The organism is Nocardioides donggukensis (assembly GCF_014842875.1).
Taxonomy (GTDB): Bacteria; Actinomycetota; Actinomycetes; order Propionibacteriales; family Nocardioidaceae; genus Nocardioides; species Nocardioides donggukensis.
Window position 1 is genome coordinate 96,489 of sequence record NZ_JACYXZ010000004.1, and the last position, 22,397, is coordinate 118,885.

The 22,397-nt window shown below is 70.7% G+C and carries 19 protein-coding genes and 1 tRNA gene; 6 read left to right on the forward strand and 14 right to left on the reverse strand.

The annotated features are described in order from the left end of the window. Window positions 1-5 precede the first annotated feature (5 nt). On the reverse strand, window positions 6-764 hold the full coding sequence (locus IE331_RS14215) for a crotonase/enoyl-CoA hydratase family protein (protein ID WP_201931805.1): 759 nt from the start codon (window positions 762-764) through the stop codon (window positions 6-8). Window positions 765-1,144: 380 nt separating this feature from the next. Here IE331_RS14215 and IE331_RS14220 point away from each other — a divergent pair, with 380 nt between their 5' ends. Beyond that, entirely contained in the window at window positions 1,145-1,333 is a 189-nt protein-coding gene (locus IE331_RS14220) for a site-specific integrase (protein ID WP_201931806.1), read from the forward strand. Window positions 1,334-1,519: 186 nt separating this feature from the next. Here the strand turns inward: IE331_RS14220 and IE331_RS14225 are convergent. After that, window positions 1,520-1,600: transfer RNA gene (locus IE331_RS14225), tRNA-Tyr, on the reverse strand. Between the two features lie 113 nt (window positions 1,601-1,713). On the opposite strand from IE331_RS14225, the gene IE331_RS14230 reads away from it, so the two are divergent. The 4 genes from IE331_RS14230 to IE331_RS14245 all read left to right on the forward strand — a co-directional run bounded on the left by IE331_RS14230 (window position 1,714) and on the right by IE331_RS14245 (window position 6,627). Beyond that, on the forward strand, window positions 1,714-2,205 hold the full coding sequence (locus IE331_RS14230) for a YajQ family cyclic di-GMP-binding protein (RefSeq protein ID WP_192144128.1): 492 nt from the start codon (window positions 1,714-1,716) through the stop codon (window positions 2,203-2,205). A gap of 138 nt (window positions 2,206-2,343) precedes the next feature. Further along, a complete protein-coding gene (locus tag IE331_RS14235; protein WP_192144129.1) occupies window positions 2,344-3,390 on the forward strand; it encodes a M14 family zinc carboxypeptidase in 1,047 nt (348 codons plus the stop codon). A 250-nt stretch (window positions 3,391-3,640) separates the two neighbouring features. Next, a complete protein-coding gene (locus IE331_RS14240; RefSeq protein WP_192144130.1) occupies window positions 3,641-5,548 on the forward strand; it encodes a 2-oxoacid:acceptor oxidoreductase subunit alpha in 1,908 nt (635 codons plus the stop codon). Then, complete coding sequence (locus tag IE331_RS14245; protein WP_192144131.1) at window positions 5,545-6,627, forward strand: 2-oxoacid:ferredoxin oxidoreductase subunit beta; 1,083 nt, start codon at window positions 5,545-5,547, stop codon at window positions 6,625-6,627. Before IE331_RS14240 ends, IE331_RS14245 begins: the two co-directional genes overlap by 4 nt. Before the next feature lie 186 nt (window positions 6,628-6,813). Here IE331_RS14245 and IE331_RS14250 read toward each other — a convergent pair whose 3' ends face one another. Next, window positions 6,814-7,554, reverse strand: coding sequence for a hypothetical protein (locus IE331_RS14250; RefSeq protein WP_192144132.1), 741 nt, complete (start codon window positions 7,552-7,554; stop codon window positions 6,814-6,816). 130 nt (window positions 7,555-7,684) lie between these two features. On the opposite strand from IE331_RS14250, the gene rarD reads away from it, so the two are divergent. Next, window positions 7,685-8,593, forward strand: coding sequence for an EamA family transporter RarD (rarD, locus tag IE331_RS14255; RefSeq protein WP_192144133.1), 909 nt, complete (start codon window positions 7,685-7,687; stop codon window positions 8,591-8,593). Between the two features lie 86 nt (window positions 8,594-8,679). Here rarD and IE331_RS14260 read toward each other — a convergent pair whose 3' ends face one another. The 11 genes from IE331_RS14260 to nuoE are packed head-to-tail and all read right to left on the reverse strand — an operon-like array spanning window position 8,680 to window position 22,321. Further along, window positions 8,680-9,699, reverse strand: coding sequence for a polyprenyl synthetase family protein (locus IE331_RS14260; RefSeq protein WP_318646828.1), 1,020 nt, complete (start codon window positions 9,697-9,699; stop codon window positions 8,680-8,682). Beyond that, window positions 9,696-11,282 (reverse strand): NADH-quinone oxidoreductase subunit NuoN, encoded by a 1,587-nt coding sequence (nuoN, locus tag IE331_RS14265; RefSeq protein WP_192144134.1) that lies wholly within the window; start codon window positions 11,280-11,282, stop codon window positions 9,696-9,698. The genes IE331_RS14260 and nuoN overlap by 4 nt, the downstream gene beginning before the upstream one ends. Then, complete coding sequence (locus IE331_RS14270) at window positions 11,279-12,820, reverse strand: NADH-quinone oxidoreductase subunit M (protein WP_192144135.1); 1,542 nt, start codon at window positions 12,818-12,820, stop codon at window positions 11,279-11,281. The genes nuoN and IE331_RS14270 overlap by 4 nt, the downstream gene beginning before the upstream one ends. After that, complete coding sequence (gene nuoL, locus IE331_RS14275; protein ID WP_192144136.1) at window positions 12,817-14,757, reverse strand: NADH-quinone oxidoreductase subunit L; 1,941 nt, start codon at window positions 14,755-14,757, stop codon at window positions 12,817-12,819. The genes IE331_RS14270 and nuoL overlap by 4 nt, the downstream gene beginning before the upstream one ends. Before the next feature lie 16 nt (window positions 14,758-14,773). Beyond that, window positions 14,774-15,073, reverse strand: coding sequence for an NADH-quinone oxidoreductase subunit NuoK (gene nuoK / locus IE331_RS14280; RefSeq protein ID WP_192144137.1), 300 nt, complete (start codon window positions 15,071-15,073; stop codon window positions 14,774-14,776). Beyond that, window positions 15,070-15,885, reverse strand: a complete 816-nt coding sequence (locus IE331_RS14285; RefSeq protein WP_192144138.1) for an NADH-quinone oxidoreductase subunit J — start codon at window positions 15,883-15,885, stop codon at window positions 15,070-15,072. Before IE331_RS14285 ends, nuoK begins: the two co-directional genes overlap by 4 nt. Further along, window positions 15,882-16,448: an NADH-quinone oxidoreductase subunit NuoI gene (nuoI, locus tag IE331_RS14290; RefSeq protein ID WP_192144139.1), complete on the reverse strand. Its 567-nt coding sequence runs from the start codon at window positions 16,446-16,448 to the stop codon at window positions 15,882-15,884. The genes IE331_RS14285 and nuoI overlap by 4 nt, the downstream gene beginning before the upstream one ends. Beyond that, window positions 16,448-17,746 carry an NADH-quinone oxidoreductase subunit NuoH gene (gene nuoH / locus IE331_RS14295; RefSeq protein ID WP_192144140.1) on the reverse strand — a complete coding sequence of 433 codons (1,299 nt, stop codon included), beginning with the start codon at window positions 17,744-17,746 and terminating at the stop codon, window positions 16,448-16,450. Before nuoH ends, nuoI begins: the two co-directional genes overlap by 1 nt. Next, on the reverse strand, window positions 17,743-20,181 hold the full coding sequence (locus tag IE331_RS14300; protein ID WP_192144141.1) for an NADH-quinone oxidoreductase subunit G: 2,439 nt from the start codon (window positions 20,179-20,181) through the stop codon (window positions 17,743-17,745). Before IE331_RS14300 ends, nuoH begins: the two co-directional genes overlap by 4 nt. Next, window positions 20,178-21,500: an NADH-quinone oxidoreductase subunit NuoF gene (gene nuoF / locus IE331_RS14305; RefSeq protein ID WP_192144142.1), complete on the reverse strand. Its 1,323-nt coding sequence runs from the start codon at window positions 21,498-21,500 to the stop codon at window positions 20,178-20,180. Before nuoF ends, IE331_RS14300 begins: the two co-directional genes overlap by 4 nt. Continuing rightward, window positions 21,497-22,321, reverse strand: coding sequence for an NADH-quinone oxidoreductase subunit NuoE (nuoE, locus tag IE331_RS14310; protein WP_192144305.1), 825 nt, complete (start codon window positions 22,319-22,321; stop codon window positions 21,497-21,499). The genes nuoF and nuoE overlap by 4 nt, the downstream gene beginning before the upstream one ends. Window positions 22,322-22,397 lie beyond the last annotated feature (76 nt).

Consider the following 22,397-nt stretch of genomic DNA (forward strand, 5'->3'; position numbering starts at 1 on the left):
TCAGCTCAGCGGCCCTTCCACTGCGGTTCGCGCTTCTCAATGAAGGCGCGGATGCCTTCCTGGGTGTCATCTGACTCGATCGCAGGGCGCGCGAACTCCATCTGCTTCGCCCAGGCTTCCTCGTCGGTCCACTCGTAGCTGCGACGAACGATCGCCTTGCTCGCGGAGACTGCGAGGGGACCTGACTTCACGATGTCCGCAGCGAGCTCGAGCGCCGCTTCAACGGCTTGTCCGGCCGGCACGACCCGGTTGACGAATCCCATCCGGTGAAACTCTTCCGCCGGGAGCGACTTTCCGGTGAGCGCCAGCTCCATGGCGATGTTGTAAGGGATGCGCTTGGGAAGACGGAACAGTCCCCCGCCCATCGCAACCAGAGCACGCGCAGCTTCGGGGATGCCCATCCGGGTGGCGTCTGTGGCGACCACCAGGTCGCAGGCGAGACAGAGCTCGAGGCCGCCTGCAAGGGCGTCGCCCTCGACTGCCGCGATCAGGGGCTTCTCGGGCGGGACAGCCATCACCCCGAACCCGCCACGACGTTCGCTGGCGCCCATGTCTCCCACCGCGGCAGCCTTCAGATCCTGACCGGCGCTGAAAGTCGGCCCAGCGCCGGTGAGGACGGCCACCCGCAGCTCGTCATCAGCCTCGTACTCGTCGATCGCCGCCTCGAGTGCCCGCGCCGTGGCACCGTCGAACGCGTTGCGACGCTCGGGTCGGTCGATGGTGATCAACAGAGCTTGCCCGTTCAGTCGGCGCTCGGTCTTCACGACCCCACTGACAGTTTCCGACATGGGATGCCCCCTCAGGACAGGACTTCGAAGTGATGGCGGTGACCACATCGTATGCACTTGTTAGATGACAAGCAAGCATAAGCCTCGACCCAACCGGAGCACCCAAAGAACCCACCAGAGAATGACGAACCCCGGCGCTGGCGCCGCCTGGACCGACGCGGCGACCACCGGCGAGGTCCGCGGTCCCATCTCGAGCCGTTCCCGGGCCGGAGCTCAAGGTCACCTCTTCGCCGCCCGCACCCGGCGCGCCGGAAAGCCGATCTCACCGCCCTACAACTCCCTGGTCAGCGCGAAGACCATCTACCGGGTGTGGGCGCAGCCCGGCGCACGGCGCTGACCCCACAGCAACCGACTCCGTGCTCGCCCGACGCCCCTACGACCTGCGTCACGCCTGCCTCTCGACCTGGCTCAACGCCGGAGTGCCTCCGGCCCGCGTCGCTGAATGGGCCGGTCACGGCGTCGACGTACTGCTCCGGATCTACGCCGACTGCGTCGAGGGAGACGACCAGATCGCGCTCAGCCGCATCGGCGAGGCACTCTCGTGAGCCTGGTGACGCGCCCGACGACTGACCACCTCACTGGAGGTCGCCGAGCCGCCGACCGGCCAAGACTTCCGCAGGTGTTCCGCAAAGACAGCCGCAATCGGCCGCCATCGACCACTGACGGCCGGACAGGTTGCAAAGGGCCCCTGGCCAACGTCTCCGCTGGTCAGGGGCCCTTGTGACCCACTGTGGCAGGTGAAGGATTCGAACCTTCGAAGCTTTCGCGACGGATTTACAGTCCGCTCCCATTGGCCGCTCGGGCAACCTGCCGGGTGTGCCACCCCGGACTTGGCGGGGCAACAGCAAGGCGAAACAATAGCGCAGCCGCACGGACTCGTAAAAATGCCCGCCCGTGTCCACGGGTGGCAAGGAGGAGCACAGACATGGCCGACTCGTCGTTCGACATCGTGAGCAAGATCGACCGCCAGGAGGTCGACAACGCCCTCGGGCAGGCCGCCCGGGAGATCGCCACCCGCTACGACTTCAAGGGCACCGGTGCCAGCATCGAGTGGCAGGGCGAGGAGGCCATCGAGATCACCGCCTCGGCCGACGACCGGGCCACCGCCGTCCTCGACGTGTTCAAGGGCAAGCTGGTCAAGCGCAACCAGTCGCTGAAGATCCTCGACGCCGGCGAGCCGCGCCAGTCCGGACAGGTCAGCAAGATCGGGATCGCCCTCAAGGAGGGGATCAGCTCCGAGGACGCCAAGAAGATCACCAAGCTGATCCGCGACGAGGGCCCCAAGGGCGTCAAGGCGCAGATCCAGGGCGACGAGCTGCGGGTGTCATCGAAGAAGCGCGACGACCTCCAGGCCGTCCAGGCGCTGGTCAAGGAGCAGGACTACGACTTCGCGGTGCAGTTCACGAACTACCGCTGAGCCACGCTCGGCGCCCCGGCGAGGACCACCCGCGGCCTCGGCGCTCTCCGGCTCTTGTGGTGGGGGGCGGCTGTTGGTAGACCGGTGACAGGAGGCACCACCCGTCATCGGGGATGCCGAGTCTCGGAGGAGTTCCTGATGCGACGTCGATCCACAAAGCTCGTCGGTGCCCTGGGGGTCGCGGCCCTCTCCCTGTCCACGTTCTTCGCGCCGGCCAGCGCCGATCCGCCGCACAATCCCGGCGGTCCGTGCCTGCAGGAGAACCAGAACGTCTCCTTGGCCAGCGTGGCCAACTACGCGGACGTCGTGCGTGAGCTCGGACGCATCGAGCGCAGCAGTCAGGGCGCCGTCGAGGTGCACAGCGCCGGTCAGTCCGGCGAGGGACGCCAGCTGCTCTACGCCACGGTCGGCCACGGCCCCGAGACGTTCTGGCTGCAGGCCCGCATCCACGGCAACGAGCTGCACAGCACGGAGGCGGCGCTGCAGATCCTCGACCGCCTCGCGTCGGGGAGCCCGGCCGCGAAGGCCGTCCGCGAAGGCCTGACCGTCGTCGTCGTTCCCATGTACAACCCCGACGGCGCCGAGGCGAACATCCGGCAGAGCACGACACCCAACCGGATCGACCTCAACCGGGACTGGGAGAACTTCGCCCAGCCGGAGTCGGTCGCGTTCTGGAAGGTCTGGCGCTCCACCGCCCCCACCTACGCCCTGGACATGCACCACATGAGCCAGGCTCCGGTCGTGCTCGGGACCGACGACCTCAACCAGTTCCAGATCGGCGGCCGCTCCATCGCGCCGTCCCGGATGACCGATCGGCAGTGGCTCACCAACCGCCAGATGACCATGGCCAGCGTGGAGGCGCTGGAGGGCTACGGAGTCGCGAACGTCGCGCACTACCCCCTGATCGACATCACCAACGCGGTGCTCTCCCGGATGCTGATGGGCGAGACCGCCCCGCCCGGGGAGACCCCCCTGCCGCAGTCGGCGACGCCCACCCAGGGCGCCATCTTCTACGAGGTCCGCTCGGTGGGGCAGAAGAGCAACGGGCAGCTGGAGAACCTGTTCCGGATCCCGGCCATGGCCGTCCTCACCGCCGCCGCGGACGGCTCGCTCGCGGAGCAGGACGTCAGCGGGTACGACGCCCTGCCGTTCGCCCGCTCGGGACCCTGCGGCCAGACCGGCTGAGCGGGACCGTGGCGCTCGGGCAGCGTCCCGGGCGCCACGACCCGACGTCACGACCCGGCGCCACGACCCGACTGGGGTGACCGGGATCACCCGGCTCGACGGCCCATAGCGGAAGACGGGCATTGGGTGCGCGCGACACGCGACTAGGGTGGGTGGTGTTGTGCTGGCCACCGAGCCCGGCCGGACGTCGTACCCGACCCGGCCCTGTCCTCGGCGGCCACGAGTGGACTCCAGGAAGTAGGTTGCTGCGGTGGCGAAGCAGGTCCGGCAGCTCGATCGCGTCATCATCCGGTTCGCGGGCGACTCCGGTGACGGCATGCAGCTCACCGGCGACCGGTTCACCCAGGAGTCGGCGGGGTTCGGCAACGACCTGGCGACGCTGCCCAACTTCCCCGCCGAGATCCGCGCCCCCCAGGGCACCCTGCCCGGCGTCTCGTCGTTCCAGGTGCACTTCGCCGACCACGACATCCTCACACCCGGCGACGCCCCCGACGTGCTCGTCGCGATGAACCCGGCGGCGCTGCGGGCCAACCTCGGCGACCTGCCCAAGGGCGCGACGATCATCGTCGACACCCACGACTTCACCAAGCGGAACCTGACCAAGGCCGGCTACACCGAGAACCCGCTCGAGAACGACGACCTCGCGGAGTTCGCGGTGCACCCGGTCGACCTGACCGGGATGACCGTGGAGGGGGTCAAGGAGTTCGGCCTGTCCCGCAAGGACGCCGCCCGCGCCAAGAACATGTTCGCGCTCGGCCTCCTGTCGTGGATGTACGGCCGCCCCACCGACTCCACGATCCGCTTCCTCGAGCGTCGGTTCGCGAAGGTGCCGGAGATCCGGGACGCCAACATCACGGCGTTCAAGACCGGCTGGAACTTCGGTGAGACCACCGAGGCGTTCATCGTGCAGTACGAGATCAAGCCGGCCCCGATGGCTCCGGGCACCTACCGCAACATCACCGGCAACCTCGCGCTGGCGTACGGGCTGATCGCCAGTGGGGTGCAGTCCGGGCTGCCGGTGTTCCTCGGGTCCTACCCGATCACCCCGGCCTCCGACATCCTGCACGAGCTCAGCAAGCACAAGGGCTTCGGCGTCACCACGTTCCAGGCCGAGGACGAGATCGCCGGGATCGGCGCCGCCATCGGCGCCGCCTTCGCCGGCCGGCTCGGCGTCACCACCACCTCCGGCCCCGGCATCGCGCTCAAGGGCGAGTCGATCGGGCTCGCGGTGATGACCGAGCTGCCGCTGCTGGTCGTGAACGTGCAACGCGGCGGCCCGTCGACCGGCCTGCCCACCAAGACCGAGCAGTCCGACCTGCTGCAGGCGATGTTCGGCCGCAACGGCGAGGCGCCGGTGCCGATCGTCGCCCCGCAGTCCCCCGGCGACTGCTTCGACGCCGCCCTCGAGGCGGCCCGGATCGCGATCACCTACCGCACCCCGGTGATGCTGCTCTCCGACGGCTACCTCGCCAACGGCTCCGAGCCGTGGCAGATCCCCGACGTCGACCAGCTGCCGGCCATCGACCCGGCGTTCGCGACCGCGACCAACGGCACCGACGACAAGGGCGAGGACGTCTTCCTCCCCTACCTGCGCGACGGCGAGACGCTCGCCCGGCCGTGGGCGATCCCCGGCACCCCCGGACTCGAGCACCGCATCGGCGGCCTGGAGAAGGGCGAGGGGCACGGCAACATCTCCTACGACCCCGCGAACCACGACCTCATGGTCCGCACCCGGCAGGCCAAGGTGGACCGGATCGCCGACTCGCTGCCGCCGCTGGAGGTCGACGACCCGAGCGGCTCGGCCCGGGTGCTGGTGCTCGGGTGGGGCTCGACCTACGGCCCCATCGGAGCCGGCGTACGCCGCGTGCGCCGGGCCGGCTACCACGTGGCGCAGGTCCACCTGCGCCACCTCAACCCCTTCCCCCAGGACCTCGGGGACATCCTCAGGCGCTACGACAGGGTGCTGGTGCCCGAGATGAACCTCGGCCAGCTGTCGATGCTGCTGCGCGCGAAGTACCTCGTCGACGTCGTCGGCTACAACCACGTGCGCGGGCTGCCGCTCAAGGCGGCCGAGCTGGCGGAGGCCATCGGCGAGCTGGTCGCGGCCGCCGAGGGCGTCGAGGTGGACCTGGTCCCGACCTCCGGAGGTGCCCGATGAGCACGACCGAGCTGCCCTTCCCCGGCCAGACCGGCGGGACCCTGGGCGTTCCCACGACCGACCAGCCGCAGACCGGCAAGGAGTTCACCTCCGACCAGGAGGTCCGCTGGTGCCCCGGCTGCGGCGACTACGCGGTGCTGAAGGCGGTGCAGGGCTTCCTGCCCGAGCTCGGCCTGCGCCGGGAGAACATCGTCTTCGTCTCCGGCATCGGCTGCTCGTCGCGGTTCCCCTACTACCTCGACACCTACGGCATGCACTCGATCCACGGGCGCGCCCCGGCGATCGCGACCGGGCTGGCGACCGCCCGGGAGGACCTGTCGGTGTTCGTGGTCACCGGGGACGGCGACGCGCTCTCGATCGGCGGCAACCACCTGATCCACGCGCTGCGGCGCAACGTCAACATGACGATCCTGCTGTTCAACAACCGGATCTACGGCCTCACCAAGGGGCAGTACTCCCCCACCTCCGAGACCGGCAAGGTCACCAAGTCCACGCCGATGGGGTCGGTGGACCACCCCTTCAACCCGGTGTCGCTGGCGCTGGGCGCCGAGGGCTCGTTCGTGGCCCGCACCATCGACTCCGACCGCAAGCACCTCACGTCCGTGCTGGCGGCGGCAGCGGCGCACCGCGGCACGTCGTTCGTGGAGATCTACCAGAACTGCCCGATCTTCAACGACGGCGCGTTCGACGCGATCAAGGACCGCGACACCAAGGAGGACGCGATCATCCCGCTCGTCCACGGTGAGCCGATCCGCTTCGGCGTGGGCGGCGACAAGGGCCTGGTCCGCACCCCCGGCGGCGGGGTCGAGGCGGCCCTGGTCGCCGACGTCGGCGAGGACGCCCTGCTCGTGCACGACGCCCACCACGAGGACCCGTCCACCGCGTTCGCGATCTCCCGGCTGACCGACTCCGGCTACCTGAACCAGTCGCCGATCGGCATCTTCCGGCAGGTGGAGCGGGCGACGTACGACGACCAGGCGCGCGGGCAGATCCACGCCGCCACCGAGGCGGCGCCCGGCACCCCGACCGACCGGCTGGCCGGCCTCATCGGCGGCGGCGACACCTGGACCGTCGTCTGACCGACCCGTCGCTTGTGTCGTCCCCTGGGACGCCGACCCGTCGCTTGTGTCGTCCCCTGGGGCACCGACCCGTCGCCAGTGTCGGCCCGCGGGACGCCGACCCGTCGCCAGTGTCGGCTGACGCACCCCGACCCATCGTCTCTGCCCGCCCCTGCTGGACAGTGACGACGGGTCGAGGCGCGCGACTCAGCGGAGGACGGAGCTCTGACCGTCCGCGGACCGGGCCCGGATGGTCTCGATGACCACGCCCTGCCCGATCGTCTTGATGTAGCGGGTCGAGGACTTCACGAGCGGGCGGTACCAGACCTTGCCCACCGTGCGCTTGGCGTAGATGCGTGCGGAGAACTTGCTCTTCCGGTTGGTCTTGACCGTCTTCCAGGCCTTCCACGAGCACGAGTTGCAGGTCTTGCGCTGGATCACCACGGGCTTGCCCTTGTAGGACGGCTTGAGCGTGCCCTTGAGGAAGAACACGTTGGGCCGGGGGTTGGTGCCGCGGGTGTTGATGATCCGGGCGACCTTGATCGAGGTCTTCGCCCCGGACGGCTCGTAGGAGGTGGCACCCTCCGTGCCCCCGCTGTAGATGATCCGGTACGTCGCGTTGCGGGTGCCGACCAGGTCCGGGAAGAAGAAGTCGCCCTCGTCGGGAGCCTCGGCGACCTGGCGCCACCGCGAGGTCCCGGCGTTGCGGCGCTCGAGCACGACGGTGCCGTCCGCGGTGTCCGGCACCGGGTTGCCGCTCGGGTCGTCGACGCTGCCGGAGATCGTGAAGGAGTCCTTGTAGTACATGACGGACCTGCTGATCTCACCGCTGACACTGGTCGGCACGGGCACCGCGCCTGCGTGGGCGGCCGGCCCCGCGAGTCCGATCGGCACCAGGCCCAGGAGGGCGGTCCCGAGACTCGCGACCAGAAGACGTGTGACCTGCATGCTGATACCCCCGTGATCGTGACGTGTGCTCGACCCCGGGACCCTACTGCAGCCGGGTGCGGTCCCGGGCCGGATCCGCCGGGGTGGCCCGACCGGTCCACACCAGCGGCACAGGCCCTATGGTTGGTGCATGCACGAGTCCCGGCGCGGGTTCCTGCTCGGCGTCGCGGCGTACGGCATGTGGGGGCTGTTCCCCCTCTACTGGCCGCTCCTCGAGCCGGCCGGAGCCTTCGAGATCCTCGCCCACCGCATCCTGTGGTCCTTGGTGACCATGGTCGCCCTGGTGGTCGCGCTCGGTCGCGGCCGGCACCTGATCGCGCTGGTCCGCTCGCCCCGGATGCGGCGGCTGCTGACCGTCGCCGCGGTGGTGATCGCGGTGAACTGGGTGACCTTCATCTGGGGCGTCAACAACGGGCATGTCGTCGAGGTCTCGCTCGGGTACTTCATCAACCCGCTCGTCACCGTGCTGATGGGCGTGCTCATCCTCAAGGAGACCCTGCGCCCGGTCCAGTGGGCAGCGCTCGGGGTGGCCGCCACCGCGGTGGTGATCCTGACGCTCGACTACGGCCGGCTGCCGTGGGTCGCCCTGCTGCTGGCCTGCTCGTTCGGCACGTACGGGCTGACCAAGAAGAAGGCCAACGCGGGCGCCGTGGAGAGCCTCGCCCTCGAGACGGCGCTGCTGGCACCGCTGGCAGGGGCGTACGTCGGGTGGCTGGTCGCCGTAGGGCGGGCCGACTTCGGCAGCCACGGGCTCGGACACGCCGCGCTGATCACGACCACCGGCGTCATCACCGCGCTGCCGCTGATCTGCTTTGGGGCCGCGGCGACGCGGCTGTCCATGGTGACGATCGGACTGCTGCAGTACCTCGCGCCCACGATCCAGTTCGCGCTGGGGATCCTGCTCTTCCACGAGGAGATGCCGACCGGACGCTGGATCGGCTTCGGGCTGGTGTGGCTGGCGCTGGTGATGTTCACCGCCGAGTCCGTCAAGCACCGCCGCCGCCAGCTGCGGCTGACCGCCGAGGCCGCGGCGGTCTGACCCCCTCCGCGCGACATCGTGCCCGCGACGGCCGACACTGGCGACGGGTCGAGGGGTCTCCGGCCGACACAAGCGACGGGTCGGGGTCAGGCGGTGCGGGTGGCCACCACGTCGGCGAAGGCCTCGAGCGCCTCGCGCACCGGGCCCTCGGGGAGCACCTTGAGCAGGTCCTTCGCCTCGTGCGTCCGGGCCACGACGTAGGACCGGGCCCGGTCCATCGCCGGGTGCGCCCGGAGCAGCGCGAGCGCCTCGGCGTGCCGGGCGTCGTCGGTCAGGTCGCCGTCGAGCAGCTCGTGCAGCCTGGCGTCCGCGGGGTCGTCGGTGCCCCGCGCCAGCAGCACGGGCAGCGTCGGCACCCCCTCGCGGAGGTCGGTGCCGGGGGTCTTCCCGGACTCGACGCTCTCGGAGGCGATGTCGAGGATGTCGTCGGAGAGCTGGAACGCCGAGCCGACGATCTCGCCGTACGCCGCGAGCGCCTCCTCGACCTCGCGGGGCGCCCCCGAGAACCGGGCGCCGTACAGCGCGGAGGTGGCGATCAGCGAGCCGGTCTTGCCGGCGACCACCCGCAGGTGGTGCTCGATCGGGTCGGCGTCCTCGGGCGGCGGGACGGTCTCGAGGATCTGTCCCTCGACCAGCCGGGTGAACGTCCTTGCCTGGATCCGGACCGCGTCGGCACCCAGGTCGGCGGTCAGCTCCGAGCTCTTGGAGAACAGGAAGTCACCGGTGAGGATCGCCACGTGGTTGTCCCACCGGGCGTTGGCGGAGTCGGCGCCGCGGCGCAGGTCGGCCTCGTCCATGACGTCGTCGTGGTACAGCGAGGCCAGGTGGGTCAGCTCCACGATGCAGGCCGCGGTGACCACCTCGTCGGAGCCCGGGTGCGGGCCGGCCTCGGCCGCGAGCAGGACCAGCAGCGGCCGGAACCGCTTGCCGCCGGCGGCCATCAGGTGCCGGGCGGCGGTGGTCACGAAGTCGGCCTCGCTGCGGACGTGCCCGTCCAGCGCCACCTCGACCTCGGCCAAGCGGGAGCGCAGCCGGGCGGCCAGTCGCTCGTCGAGGACCGGCAGCGCCAGCGCCGGGCCGGGACCCCCGGTCGGTGAGCTGGTCACCGGACGAACGCTCCCATCGCGCCGGCCAGGTCGAGCACCGGGCCGGGCACGATGCCCAGGACCACGGTCGCGGCCACGCCGAGCGCGATCGCGGAGGTGGTCAGGGCGCTGGGCAGGGTCACGGACGGGCCGGGCCCGACCGGGTCGGAGAAGTACATGAGCACGATCACCCGCAGGTAGAAGAACGCCGCGATCGCACTGCTCAGTACGGCGACCAGCACCACCGGCCAGGCCCCCGCCGACATCGCCGAGGCGAAGACCGCCCACTTGCCGGTGAAGCCGGCGGTGAGCGGGATCCCCGCCATGCTCAGCAGGAACAGGGCGAAGACGCCGGCCACGACCGGCGACACCTTGCCCAGCCCCGCCCACCGGGAGAGGTGGGTCGACTCGCCACTGCCGTCCCGGACCAGCGAGACCACGGCGAACGCGCCCAGCGTCGTGAAGGCGTAGGTCACCAGGTAGAAGAGCACCGCCTGGGTCGAGGTGATCGCCCCCTCGCCGAGCACGCCCGAGGAGCGGGCCCCCAGGACGCCGGTGAGCAGGAAGCCGGTGTGCGCGATCGCCGAGTAGGCCAGCATCCGCTTGACGTCGGACTGCGCGATCGCCAGCACCGAGCCGACCAGCATGGTCAGGATCGCGACCACCCACAGCAACGGCACCCAGCTCCACCGCTCGGAGCCGAACGCGACGTAGAACAGCCGCATCAGCGCGCCGAACGCCGCCACCTTGGTGGCCGCCGACATGAACGCGGTCACCGCGGTGGGCGCGCCCTGGTAGACGTCCGGGGTCCACGCCTGGAACGGCGCCGCGCCGACCTTGAACAGCATGCCGACCGCGAGCAGCCCCATGCCGGCCAGCAGCAGGCCGCGGTTGCCGGTGCTGTTGGCGATCGCCTCGTTGATCCCGGCGAAGTTCATCGAGCCGGAGTAGCCGTAGACGAGCGCGATCCCGTAGATGAAGAAGCCTGACGAGAACGCCCCCAGGAGGAAGTACTTCAGCGCCGCCTCCTGGCTCAGCAGCCGGCGACGACGGGCCAGGCCGGAGAGCAGGTAGAGCGGCAGCGAGAGCACCTCGAGGCCGACGAACATCGTCAGCAGGTCGTTGGCCGAGGTGAACATCATCATCCCCGCGACCGCGAACATCATCAGCGGGAAGACCTCGGTGTGGTCCAGGCCCTGCGTGGACGCCTCACGCTCGGCCTCGGTGCCCGGCAGGGCGGCGGCCTGGCCGGCGAACGCCGAGACGCCGGCCTCCAGCTTCCGCTCCGCGAACAGCAGCACCCCGGCGGCGGAGATCAGCAGCAGGAGCCCCCAGAGGAAGACCGTCGGCCCGTCCACGGCGAGGGCGCCCTCCATGACGATGCCGCCGCGCCAGCCGTCGTTGTCCGAGAGGCCGGTGCCGATGACGACCACGCCCACGAAGGCCGCGGTGAGGCCGGCGAGGGACAGCCAGGTCTGGGTCCGGGCCCGCAGCGCGCGGGGGGCGAACGCCTCCACGAGCACGCCGGCGCAGGCGACGCCGAAGATCACCAGCAGCGGCCACAGCTGGCCGTACTCGATGACCGGCTTGGAGAACTCGCTCACTTGGCCTCCTCCTCGGTGTCGCCGGCCGCATCGGCCGGGACGTCGGGCTCGTCGTCGGTCACCCCGACCGAGGTCATCGTCGACTCGATCGTCGGGTTGATGACGTCGAGCATCGGCTGGGGGTAGAAGCCGAGCAGCACCATGACCAGCACCAGCGGCGCCAGCGCGCCGATCTCGCGTCGGTTCAGGTCGGGCATCGTCGCGATCTCCGGCGAGGTCGGTCCGGTCATCGTCCGCTGGTACATCAGCAGCACGTAGATCGCGGCGAGCACGATGCCGGTGACCGCCACCGCGCCGACCAGCCAGTGGTAGTCGAAGCCGCCCACCAGCACCAGGAACTCGGAGACGAACGGCGAGAGCCCGGGCAGCCCGAGCGTGGCCAGGCCGGCGATCAGGAACATCCCGGCCAGCACCGGCGCCGCCTTCTCCACGCCGCCCTGCTCGCTGATCAGCGACGAGCCGCGCCGCCGGATCAGGTAGCCCGCGACCAGGAACAGCGCGGCCGTGGCCAGACCGTGGTTGAACATGTAGAGCGTCGAGCCGGACATGCCCTGGCTGTTGAGCACGAAGATGCCCAGCACGATGAACCCGAAGTGCGACAGCGAGGTCAGGCCGATCAGCCGCAGCATGTCGTCCTGGCCGATGGCCATCAGCGCGCCGTAGACGATGCTGATCAGCGCCAGCGTCACCACGACCGGCGTCGCCCACTGCGAGGCCTCGGGGAACAGCTCCAGGCAGAACCGCAGCATGCCGTAGGTGCCGATCTTGTCGAGCACGCAGATCAGCAGCACGCTGGTGCCCGGCGTGGCCGCGGCCGTCGTGTCCGGCAGCCACGTGTGCACCGGGAACAGCGGCGCCTTGATCGCGAACGCGATGAAGAACCCGAGGAACAGCCAGCGCCCGGTCCACGTGGAGTAGTCCAGCTGCGACAGGTCGGAGATGAGGTACGACGGCGCGCCGGCGTCGGCGGAGACGGCGTACAGGCCGACCACCGAGGCGAGCATGATCAGGCCGCCGGCGAGCATGTAGAGCAGGAACTTCATGGCCGCCCGGGCCCGGCCGACCCCGCCGAAGCGGCCGACCAGGAAGTACGCCGGGATCAGCGTGGCCTCGAAGACCACGTAGAACAGGAACACGTCCTGGGCCATGAACACCGCGAGCGCGAGGCCCTCGAGCAGCAGCACCAGCGAGAAGAACAGCGAGGTGTTGCCGGTGTCGGCGTCGTGCCACGAGGCGAGCAGCACCAGCGGCACCAGCAGCGCCGTGAGCAGCACCAGGACCAGGCCGATGCCGTCCACGCCGAGGGCGTAGCTGGCGCCGAACGCGCCGATCCACTCGTAGGTCTCGGTGAACTGCATGCCGCCGCCGGCCTGGTAGCCGATCCCGACGATCGCGGCGAGCACCGCGGTGGCCGTCGAGGTCCCGAGCGCGATCTGCTTGGGCAGCACCGCGGCCGGCCGCGAGGGCAGGGCGGCCGTGACCGCACCGCCGAGGATCGGCAGCAGGACCAGGGCGCTCAGCCAGGGGAAGTCGGTCATACGAGGTTCACCACCAGCAGGGCGAGGACCACGAGTGCGGCGCCGCCGAGGAGGGACAGGGCATAGGAGCGGACGAAGCCGTTCTGGACGCGGCGCAGCCGGTCGGAGAGGCCTCCGGTGGCCGCGGCCTGGCCCATGACCGCACCGTCGACGACGGAGCGGTCGAAGACCACCAGGCCGGAGACCAGGCGCGAGCCCGGCCGGACCACGAGGGTGTCGTTGATCGCGTCACCGTAGAGGTCGGCCCGGGCAGCCCGGGTGACCGGGGAGACCTGGGCGGGCGCGGTGCGCGGCACCTCGCTGCGACCGATGGTGAACCACGCCAGCGCGACACCGGCGGCGACCACGAGGGTGATGATCCCGGTGAGCACGATCGCCGGCACCGCAAGCTCGTGGTGCTCCTCGGCGCCGACCACCGGCGAGAGCCACTCCACGATCCAGTCGCCGAGCAGCAGGAAGCCGCCGAGGACCGACAGCGCGGCCAGCACGACGAGCGGGACGGTCATGACCCGCGGCGACTCGTGCGGGTGGACCTCGGGGGCCCAGCGCTTGTCGGTGAAGAACGTCATCAGCATCAGCCGGGTCATGTAGAACGCGGTGATGCCGGCCCCGGCGAGCGCGGCCAGGCCGACGACGAGGTTGTCGGCGAACGCGGTTTCGATGATCTTGTCCTTGGACCAGAAGCCCGAGAAGCCCGGGAACCCGATGATCGCGAGGTAGCCCATCGCGAACGTCAGGAACGTGACCGGGACGGCCTTCTGGAGCATGCCGTAGTGGCGCATGTCGACGTCGTCGTCCATGGCGTGCATGACCGACCCGGCGCCGAGGAACATGTTGGCCTTGAAGAAGCCATGCGTCAGCAGATGGAAGATCGCGAAGGCGTAGCCCGCGACCCCGAGCCCGGCGGCAAGCATCATGTAGCCGATCTGGCTCATCGTCGAGCCGGCGAGCACCTTCTTGATGTCGTCCTTCGCGCAGCCGATCACCGCACCCCACAGGAGCGTGACCACGGCGACGATCACGACGGCGGTCTGGGCCACGGGCGCGTTCTCGAAGATGAAGTTGGAGCGGACCACCAGGTAGACGCCGGCCGTGACCATCGTCGCGGCGTGGATGAGCGCGGAGACCGGGGTGGGGCCCTCCATCGCGTCGAGCAGCCAGGCCTGCAGCGGCACCTGCGCCGACTTGCCGCACGCGGCCAGCAGCAGCAGGAAGCCGATGGCGTTCAGCGTGAACGAGTCGGCCTCGCCGGCCGCGGCGCTCACGCCGGCGAAGGCCGTGGTGCCGAAGGTGACGAACATGAGCATCACCGCCAGCGACATGCCCATGTCGCCGACCCGGTTGATCACGAACGCCTTCTTGGCCGCCGCCGCGGCGGACGGCTTGTACTGCCAGAAGCCGATCAGCAGGTACGACGCCAGGCCGACGCCCTCCCACCCGAGGAAGACGCCGAGGTAGTCCGCGGCGAGCACCAGCATCAGCATGGCGGCGACGAACAGGTTGAGGTAGCCGAAGAACCGGCGCCGGCGCGGGTCGTGGGCCATGTAGCCGATCGAGTACACGTGGATCAGCGACCCGACGCCCGTGATCAGCAGCAGGAACAGCGCCGAGAGCTGGTCGTAGAGCAGGTCCATGCCGACGTCGAAGCCGCCGACCTGGATCCAGGTGAACAGCTCCTGGCCGATCTGCCGCTCCTCCTCGCCCCGGCCGAGCAGGGCCACGAACAGCACCAGGCTGAGCAGGAACGAGCCGGCGGCGGTGGCGGTCCCGAGCAGGTGCCCCCACGGGTCCGTACGGCGGCCGCCGGCGAGCAGGACCACGGCACCGGCCAGCGGCAGCGCGATCACCAGCCAGAGCAGGCCGAACACGCCGTCGGCGGCGAACGGCTCCACCACCGGGACGAGGGCCTCGGCCGCGAGGGCCGTGACATCGGGCATCACTTGTTCCATCACCTCAGTACTTCAGCAGGCTCGCGTCGTCGACCGAGGCCGAACGTCGGGTGCGGAAAATGGTCATGATGATCGCCAGCCCCACCACGACCTCGGCGGCCGCGACGACCATCACGAAGAACGCGGCGACCTGGCCCTCGAGGTTGCCGTTGGCCTTCGCGAAGGTGACCAGGGCCAGGTTGGAGGCGTTGAGCATGAGCTCCACGCACATGAAGACCACGATCGCGTTGCGACGGACGAGGACGCCGATGCAGCCGATCGTGAACAGGATCGCGGAGAGGACGATGTAGGGCTCGGTGTTCACTGGTCCTCCTCCGGGGTCGCCGCGGCACCGGACTTGCCGGAGACCTCGGGCGCCTCCTCGGGCGTGACGCCCAGGGACTCCTGCACGGTCTCGATGTCGTCGGCCAGCGCCGGCGCCGAGCGGACCGTGCCGCGCGCGGCCAGCACCCGGGAGACCGAGGTCGGCTCCGCGGTGCCGTCCGGCAGCAGGGCCGGGGTGTCGACGGCGTTCGCGCGGGCGAAGACCCCGGGGGCGGGCAGCGGGCCGGGGTGCTTGCCGGTGGCCGCGTAGTCGCGCATCCGGCCGGCGGCCAGCTCGGCCTGCCCCGCCTTCGGCGTGATCCGCTCCCGGTGCGCGAGCACCATGGCACCGATGGCGGCCGTGATCAGCAGCGCCGAGGTGGTCTCGAACGCGAACACGTACTTGCTGAACAGCAGGTCCGCCAGGGCCGGCACGTTGCCGTCCGGCTGGGCCTGGTCGAGGCCGACCATCGTCCCGAACGAGACCTGCGCCAGCCCGACGATCACGGTGCCGCCGAAGAGCAGGCCTGCGATCGTGGCCAGCACCCGCTGGGCCCGGATCGTCTCGACGACCGAGTCCGAGGCGTCCACGCCGACCAGCATCAGCACGAACAGGAACAGCATGAGGATCGCGCCGGTGTAGACGATGATCTGCACCGCGAACAGGAACGGCGCGTCCAGGGCGGCGTACAGCACCGCGAGGGAGATCATCACCACCGCGAGCAGCAGGGCGGCGTGGACGGCCTTGCGGACGAACAGGATGCCGAGCGCGGCGGCCACCATCAGGGGCGCGAGGACCCAGAACGCGATCACTTGCCCTCCCCCTCGCTGCCGGCCGGCCGCAGGTTGCCGCGGTAGTAGTCGCCCTCGTCCTCGCCGAGCAGCATCGGGTGCGGCGGCTGCTCCATGCCGGGCAGCAGGGGCGCGAGCAGGTCGCTCTTCTCGTAGATCAGGTCGGCGCGGTTGTCGTCGGCCAGCTCGTACTCGTTGGTCATCGTGAGCGCCCGGGTCGGGCAGGCCTCGATGCACAGGCCGCACAGGATGCAGCGCAGGTAGTTGATCTGGTAGACGCGGCCGTAGCGCTCACCCGGGGAGAACCGTCCCGACTCCTCGCCCTCGCCGTCCACGTTGGAGGCGCCCTCGACGTAGATCGCGTCCGCTGGGCAGGCCCACGCGCACAGCTCGCAGCCGATGCACTTCTCCAGCCCGTCCGGCCACCGGTTCAGCTGGTGCCGGCCGTGGAACCGGGGGGCGGTGGGCTGCTTGTCGAAGGGGTACTGCTCGGTGACGACCTTGCGGAACATCGTCCGGAAGGTCACCCCGAACCCCGCGACAGGGTCCCAGAGCTGTTCCTTGAGGCTCTTGGAGTCGGCCATCAGTTCTCCTCACGGAAGGTGAGCGGGGCGGCGGGTCCGCGGACGGCCCCGTCGACGGGCATCGGGGGCACCGGGTACGTCGGGGGCTCGGCCTCCGGCTGGTCCTCCTCGGCCTCCTTCTTCTCCGGCACCAGGAACAGCACCAGCAGGATCACGGCCAGGACGCCGATGCCGACCAGCAGCTGGCTGCGCTCGACGTTGCCGTTGACGCTGACCGCCCGGATCGTGGCCACCGAGACGATCCACACCAGCGAGCCGGGGATCAGCCACTTCCAGCCCAACGCCATGAACTGGTCGTAGCGCAGTCGCGGCAGCGACCCGCGCAGCCAGATGAACACGAAGATGAAGCCGAGCATCTTGCCGAAGAACCAGAGCAGCGGCCAGTAGCCCTCGTTGGAGCCCTCCCAGATCTGGGAGATCGGCCACGGGGCGCGCCAGCCGCCGAGGAACAGCGTGGTCGCCAGCGCCGAGACGGTCGCCATGTTGATGTACTCGGCGAGGAAGAAGAGCGCGAACTTCAGCGAGGAGTACTCGGTGTGGAAGCCGCCGACCAGCTCGCCTTCAGCCTCCGGGAGGTCGAACGGCGCCCGGTTGACCTCGCCGACCATCGCGACCATGTAGATCACGAAGGACGGCAGCAGCACGAAGCCGAACCAGACGTCCTCCTGCGCGGCGACGATCTCCGAGGTCGACATCGATCCGGCGTAGAGGAACACCGCGACCAGGGCCAGGCCCATCGCGACCTCGTAGGAGATCATCTGGGCACTGGAGCGGAGCCCGCCCAGCAGCGAGTACGTCGACCCCGACGACCAGCCGCCGAGGACGATCCCGTAGATGCCGATCGAGGCGATCGCCATCACGAACAGCACGGCGACCGGCATGTCGGTCAGCTGCAGCGGGGTGGTCAGGTCGGAGAACGGCACCGACACCTCGGGCCCGAACGGGATCACCGCGAACGTGATGAAGGCGGGGATCACCGCCATCACCGGCGCGAGCAGGAAGACCACCTTGTCGGCGGCCTTGGGGATCAGGTCCTCCTTCAGCGCCAGCTTGACGCCGTCGGCGAGCGACTGCAGCAGGCCGAAGGGGCCGTTCACGTTGGGGCCGATGCGGTTCTGCATGCGAGCCACGACGCGGCGCTCCCACCAGATGTTGAACAGCGTGAGCAGCACCAGGACCACGAAGATCAGGACGGCCTTCACGGCGATCAGCCACCACGGGTCCCGGCCGAAGGCCTCCAGGCCCTCGACGCCGACGGCCCACGTGGTGAGCCCACCGGCGGCAGTGGTCGCGATCATGCTCGTACCCCCTTGACGGTGACGGCGGAGCCGGGCGAGGCGAGATCCGCGAGCACTCCGTTGCCGTGGCTGTTGGCCGGCACCCAGACCGTGTCGTCGGGCAGGTCGGCCGGCTCGACCGGCAGGGTGACCGAGCCCCGGTCGCCGGTGAGCACCACCTCGGTGGCCCCGCCCAGCACCTCGTGGACCGACCACGGCACCCGGGCGATCGCCGGGCGGGCGGTGGCCCGGAGGGCCTCCTCGCCGTCCTGCATCGTCCCGAGGTCCAGCATCTGCTTCCAGGTGGCCAGCCAGAACTTGTTCTTCGCCAGGCGGCGCTCCTTGACCTTGGCGGGCTCCGCGGCCGGGGCCCGGTCGCCGTCCCAGGCACCGAACTGGTCCATCTGGCGGCGCGCCTCGGCGACCGTGCGGAAGCCGAGCGAGACCCCCGACTCCTCGGCGATGCCGGCCAGCACCCGCAGGTCCGGCAGCGAGGCCGGGTTGCTCAGCACCGCCTCGAAGGGCCGCGGGCGACCCTCCCAGGTGAGGTAGGTGCCGGCCTTGTCGCTGGCGGGGGCGACCGGGAGCACCACGTCGGCGGCCCTGGTCACCTCGGTCTCGCGCTGCTCGAGGCTGACCACGAAGCCCGCCGCCTCGATCGCGGCACGGGCCGCGTCCGGGTCGGCCAGGTCGGTGGTCGACACGCCCCCGACCAGGAGGCCGCCGAGCTCGCCGGCGGAGAGGGCCTCGAGGATCGCCGTACCGTCCCGGCCCGGTGCCTCGGGCAGGTGGTCGACGCCCCACGCGGCGGCGGCGTCGACCCGGGCGGCCGGGTCCGCGACCGGACGGCCACCGGGCAGCAGGTTGGGCAGGCAGCCGACCTCGACCGCGCCCCGGTCACCGGCACGGCGCGGCACCCAGGCCAGCCGGGCGCCGGTGGTGCGGGAGAGTCGGGCGGCGGCGGCCAGGGCCCCCGGCGCCGTGGCGAGCCGCTCGCCGACCAGGATCACGCCGGTGCTGTCGAGCCCGTGCTCGGAGTGCTCGGTCAGGCCGTCCAGGGCCGCGGCCTCGGTGCCGGGGGTGGTCGCGAGCAGGAGGCCGTCCATCTTGGCCAGCCCACGGGAGGCGTACGGCGCCAGCGCGAGCACCCGGGTCCCGGTGCGCGACGCCTTGCGCAGCCGCAGGAAGACCGCGCCGGCCTCGTCCTCGGGCTCCAGCCCGGCGAGCACGACGAGCGAGGCGGACTCCAGGTCGGTGTAGGTCACCGACTGCGGGTGGCCCAGGCCGCGACCGACGACCTCGGCGGCCAGGAAGTCGGCCTCCTCGGCCGAGTGCGGCCGGGCCCGGAAGTCGATGTCGTTGGTGCCGAGCACCATCCGCGCGAAGCTGCTGTAGGCGTAGGCGTCCTCGGCCGTGAGCCGGCCGCCGGTGAGCACGCCGACGCCACCGGCCGTGCGGGCCGCGGCCAGGCCGCGGGCGGCGACGGCGAAGGCCTCGGGCCAGGACGCGGCACGCAGCTCGCCGGTGCCGGCGTCGCGCACCAGCGGGTGCGGGATCCGGTCGCCCGCGCGGGCGTAGGTGAAGGCGAACCGGTCCTTGTCGGTGATCCACTCCTCGTTGACCTCGGGGTCGTTGCCGGAGAGGCGGCGCATGACCTTGCCGCGCCGGTGGTCGACCCGGATCGCCGAGCCGCAGGCGTCGTGCTCGGCCACGGACGGGGTCGAGACCAGGTCGAAGGGACGGGACCGGAACCGGTAGTCGGCACTGGTCAGCGCGCCGACCGGGCAGATCTGGATGGTGTTGCCGGAGAAGTAGCTCTCGAACGGCTCCTTCTCGTAGATGCCGACCTGCTGCAGGGCACCCCGCTCGACCAGGGCGATGAACGGGTCACCGGCGATCTGCTCGGAGAAGCGGGTGCAGCGGGCGCAGAGCACGCACCGCTCGCGGTCCAGCAGCACCTGCGCGGAGATGTTGATCGGCTTTGGGAAGGTGCGCTTGACGCCCCCCGTCGCCGAGAACCGGGACTCGGCGCGGCCGTTGGACATCGCCTGGTTCTGCAGCGGGCACTCGCCGCCCTTGTCGCAGACCGGGCAGTCCAGCGGGTGGTTGATCAGCAGGAACTCCATCACGCCCTGCTGGGCCTTGTCGGCCACCGGCGAGGTGGCCTGGGTGTTGACGACCATGCCCTCGGCGACCTGCAGCGTGCAGGAGGCCTGCGGCTTGGGGATCGGGCGTCCGTTGCCGGCGTCGGGGACCTCGACCAGGCACTGCCGGCAGGCGCCCACGGGGGCCAGCAGCGGGTGGTCGCAGAACCGCGGGATCTGCACCCCGACCTGCTCGGCGGCCCGGATCACCAGGGTGTCCTTGGGCACGCTGACGGAGACACCGTCGATGGTCAGCGTGACAGCGTCGCTCTTCTCGACCTCTCCGGCCGAGCTGGTGGAGACCTGGGTCATGCGTGCGCTCCCTGGGCGGCGAAGACCGTCGAGGCGGCCGGGTCGAACGGGCAGCCACCGTGGCTGAGGTGGGCGAGGAACTCCTCGCGGAAGTACTCGATGGAGGAGGTGATCGGGCTGGTCGCGCCGTCACCGAGGGCGCAGAAGGAGCGCCCGAGGATGTTCTCGCACTGGTCGAGGAGCACGTCGAGGTCCTCCTCGGTGCCCTGCCCCGCCTCGAGCCGGGCAAGCGTCTGCACCAGCCACCAGGTGCCCTCGCGGCACGGCGTGCACTTCCCGCAGGACTCGTGCTTGTAGAACTCGGTCCAGCGCAGCACCGCTCGCACCACGCAGGTGGTGTCGTCGAAGATCTGCAGCGCCCGGGTGCCGAGCATCGACCCGGCCTCCCCCACGGCCTCGTAGTCGAGGGGCATGTCGAGGTGCTCGGCGGTCAGCAGCGGTGTGCTCGAGCCGCCGGGGGTCCAGAACTTCAGCTCGTGGCCCTCGCGCATGCCGCCGGCCAGGTCGATCAGCTCGCGGAGCGTGATGCCCAGCGGCGCCTCGAACTGGCCGGGGCGCTTCACGTGGCCGGAGAGGGAGTAGAGCACGAAGCCCTTGGACTTCTCGGTGCCCATCGAGGAGAACCACTCGGCACCGTTGGCGACGATGGCCGGCACGGAGGCGATCGACTCGACGTTGTTGATCACCGTCGGGCTGGCGTAGAGGCCGGCCACGGCGGGGAACGGCGGCCGCAGCCGGGGCTGGCCGCGACGCCCCTCGAGCGAGTCGAGGAGCGCGGTCTCCTCGCCGCAGATGTAGGCGCCTGCGCCGGCGTGCACGACCAGGTCGAGGTCGTAGCCGGAGCCGTGGATGTCCTTGCCCAGGTGACCGGCGGCGTAGGCCTCCGCGACCGCCTGCTGCAGGCGACGTACGACGTGGAGCACCTCGCCGCGGACGTAGATGAAGGCGTGGTTGGCCCGGATCGCGTAGGAGCTGATGATCACGCCCTCCACGAGGGTGTGCGGGCTGGCCATCATCAGCGGGACGTCCTTGCAGGTGCCCGGCTCGGACTCGTCGGCGTTGACGACGAGGTACTTCGGCTTCGGGTTGTCCTGCGGGATGAAGGACCACTTCATCCCGGTCGGGAAGCCGGCGCCGCCCCGGCCGCGCAGGCCGGAGTCCTTGACCGCCTCGACGATGTCGGCCTGGGCCATGCCCAGCGCCTTGTGCAGGGCGGCGTACCCGCCGAGCGACTCGTAGGACTCCAGGGTCCAGGCCCGCTCGGCGTCCCAGTTGTCGCTGAGGACGGGGGTCAGGACAGGACTCGGCGTGGCACTCACTGGGCGTCCTCCGGCTTGCTCGGGTCATCCTCGTGCTTGGTGTCGGCCGGCGAGGCGTCGATCGTCGCCTCGGCGTCGGTGTGCTCACCCTCGTGCGAGCCCTGAGTGCCCCGTTGGGCCGACTCCCGGGCCGAGTCTGGCGCCGACGCCTGCGGCGAGCGCGCCGCGCCCACGGCGGCCGGGCCCTGCTCCGACTCCGGCGCGGTCCAGCCGTTCTCCCGGGCGATGCCCAGCCCGAGCAGGGACGGCCCGCCGGCCGCCGGGCCCTCGTCGGCGAGGCCGTCCGGGAAGCCGGCCAGCACCCGCTCGGCCTGGCGCCAGCTGCAGATCGAGGGGCCGCGCGTGGAGCGGACCTCGGCGCCGGCCCGCAGGTCGTCGACGAGACGCCGGGCCGACTCGGGGGTCTGGTTGTCCATGAACTCCCAGTTGACCGTCATCACCGGCGCGTAGTCGCAGGCGGCGTTGCACTCGACGTGCTCCAGCGTGATCGTCCGGCCGGACCCGTCGTCGGGGGTGGTCTCGTCGTTGCCGACCTCGAGGTGCTCCTTGAGCGCCTCGAAGATCTCGTCGCCGCCCATGACCGCGCACAGCGTGTTCGTGCACACGCCCACGTGGTAGTCGCCGACCGGGCGCCGCTTGTACATCGTGTAGAAGGTGGCGACGCCGGACACCTCCGCCGCGGAGATGCCGAGGATGTCGGCGCAGGCCTCGATCCCCTCGGGGGTGACCCGGCCCTCGACGCTCTGCACCAGGTGCAGCATCGGCAGCAGCCCGGACCGTGCCTCGGGGTAGCGGGCCGCGATCTCGCGCAGCTCGGCCATCGTGGTGGCGTCCAGCCCGCTGGTCGCACCGGACGGTCCGCCGGACCCGTTGCGCGCGCCCTGCCCTGAGTTCGTG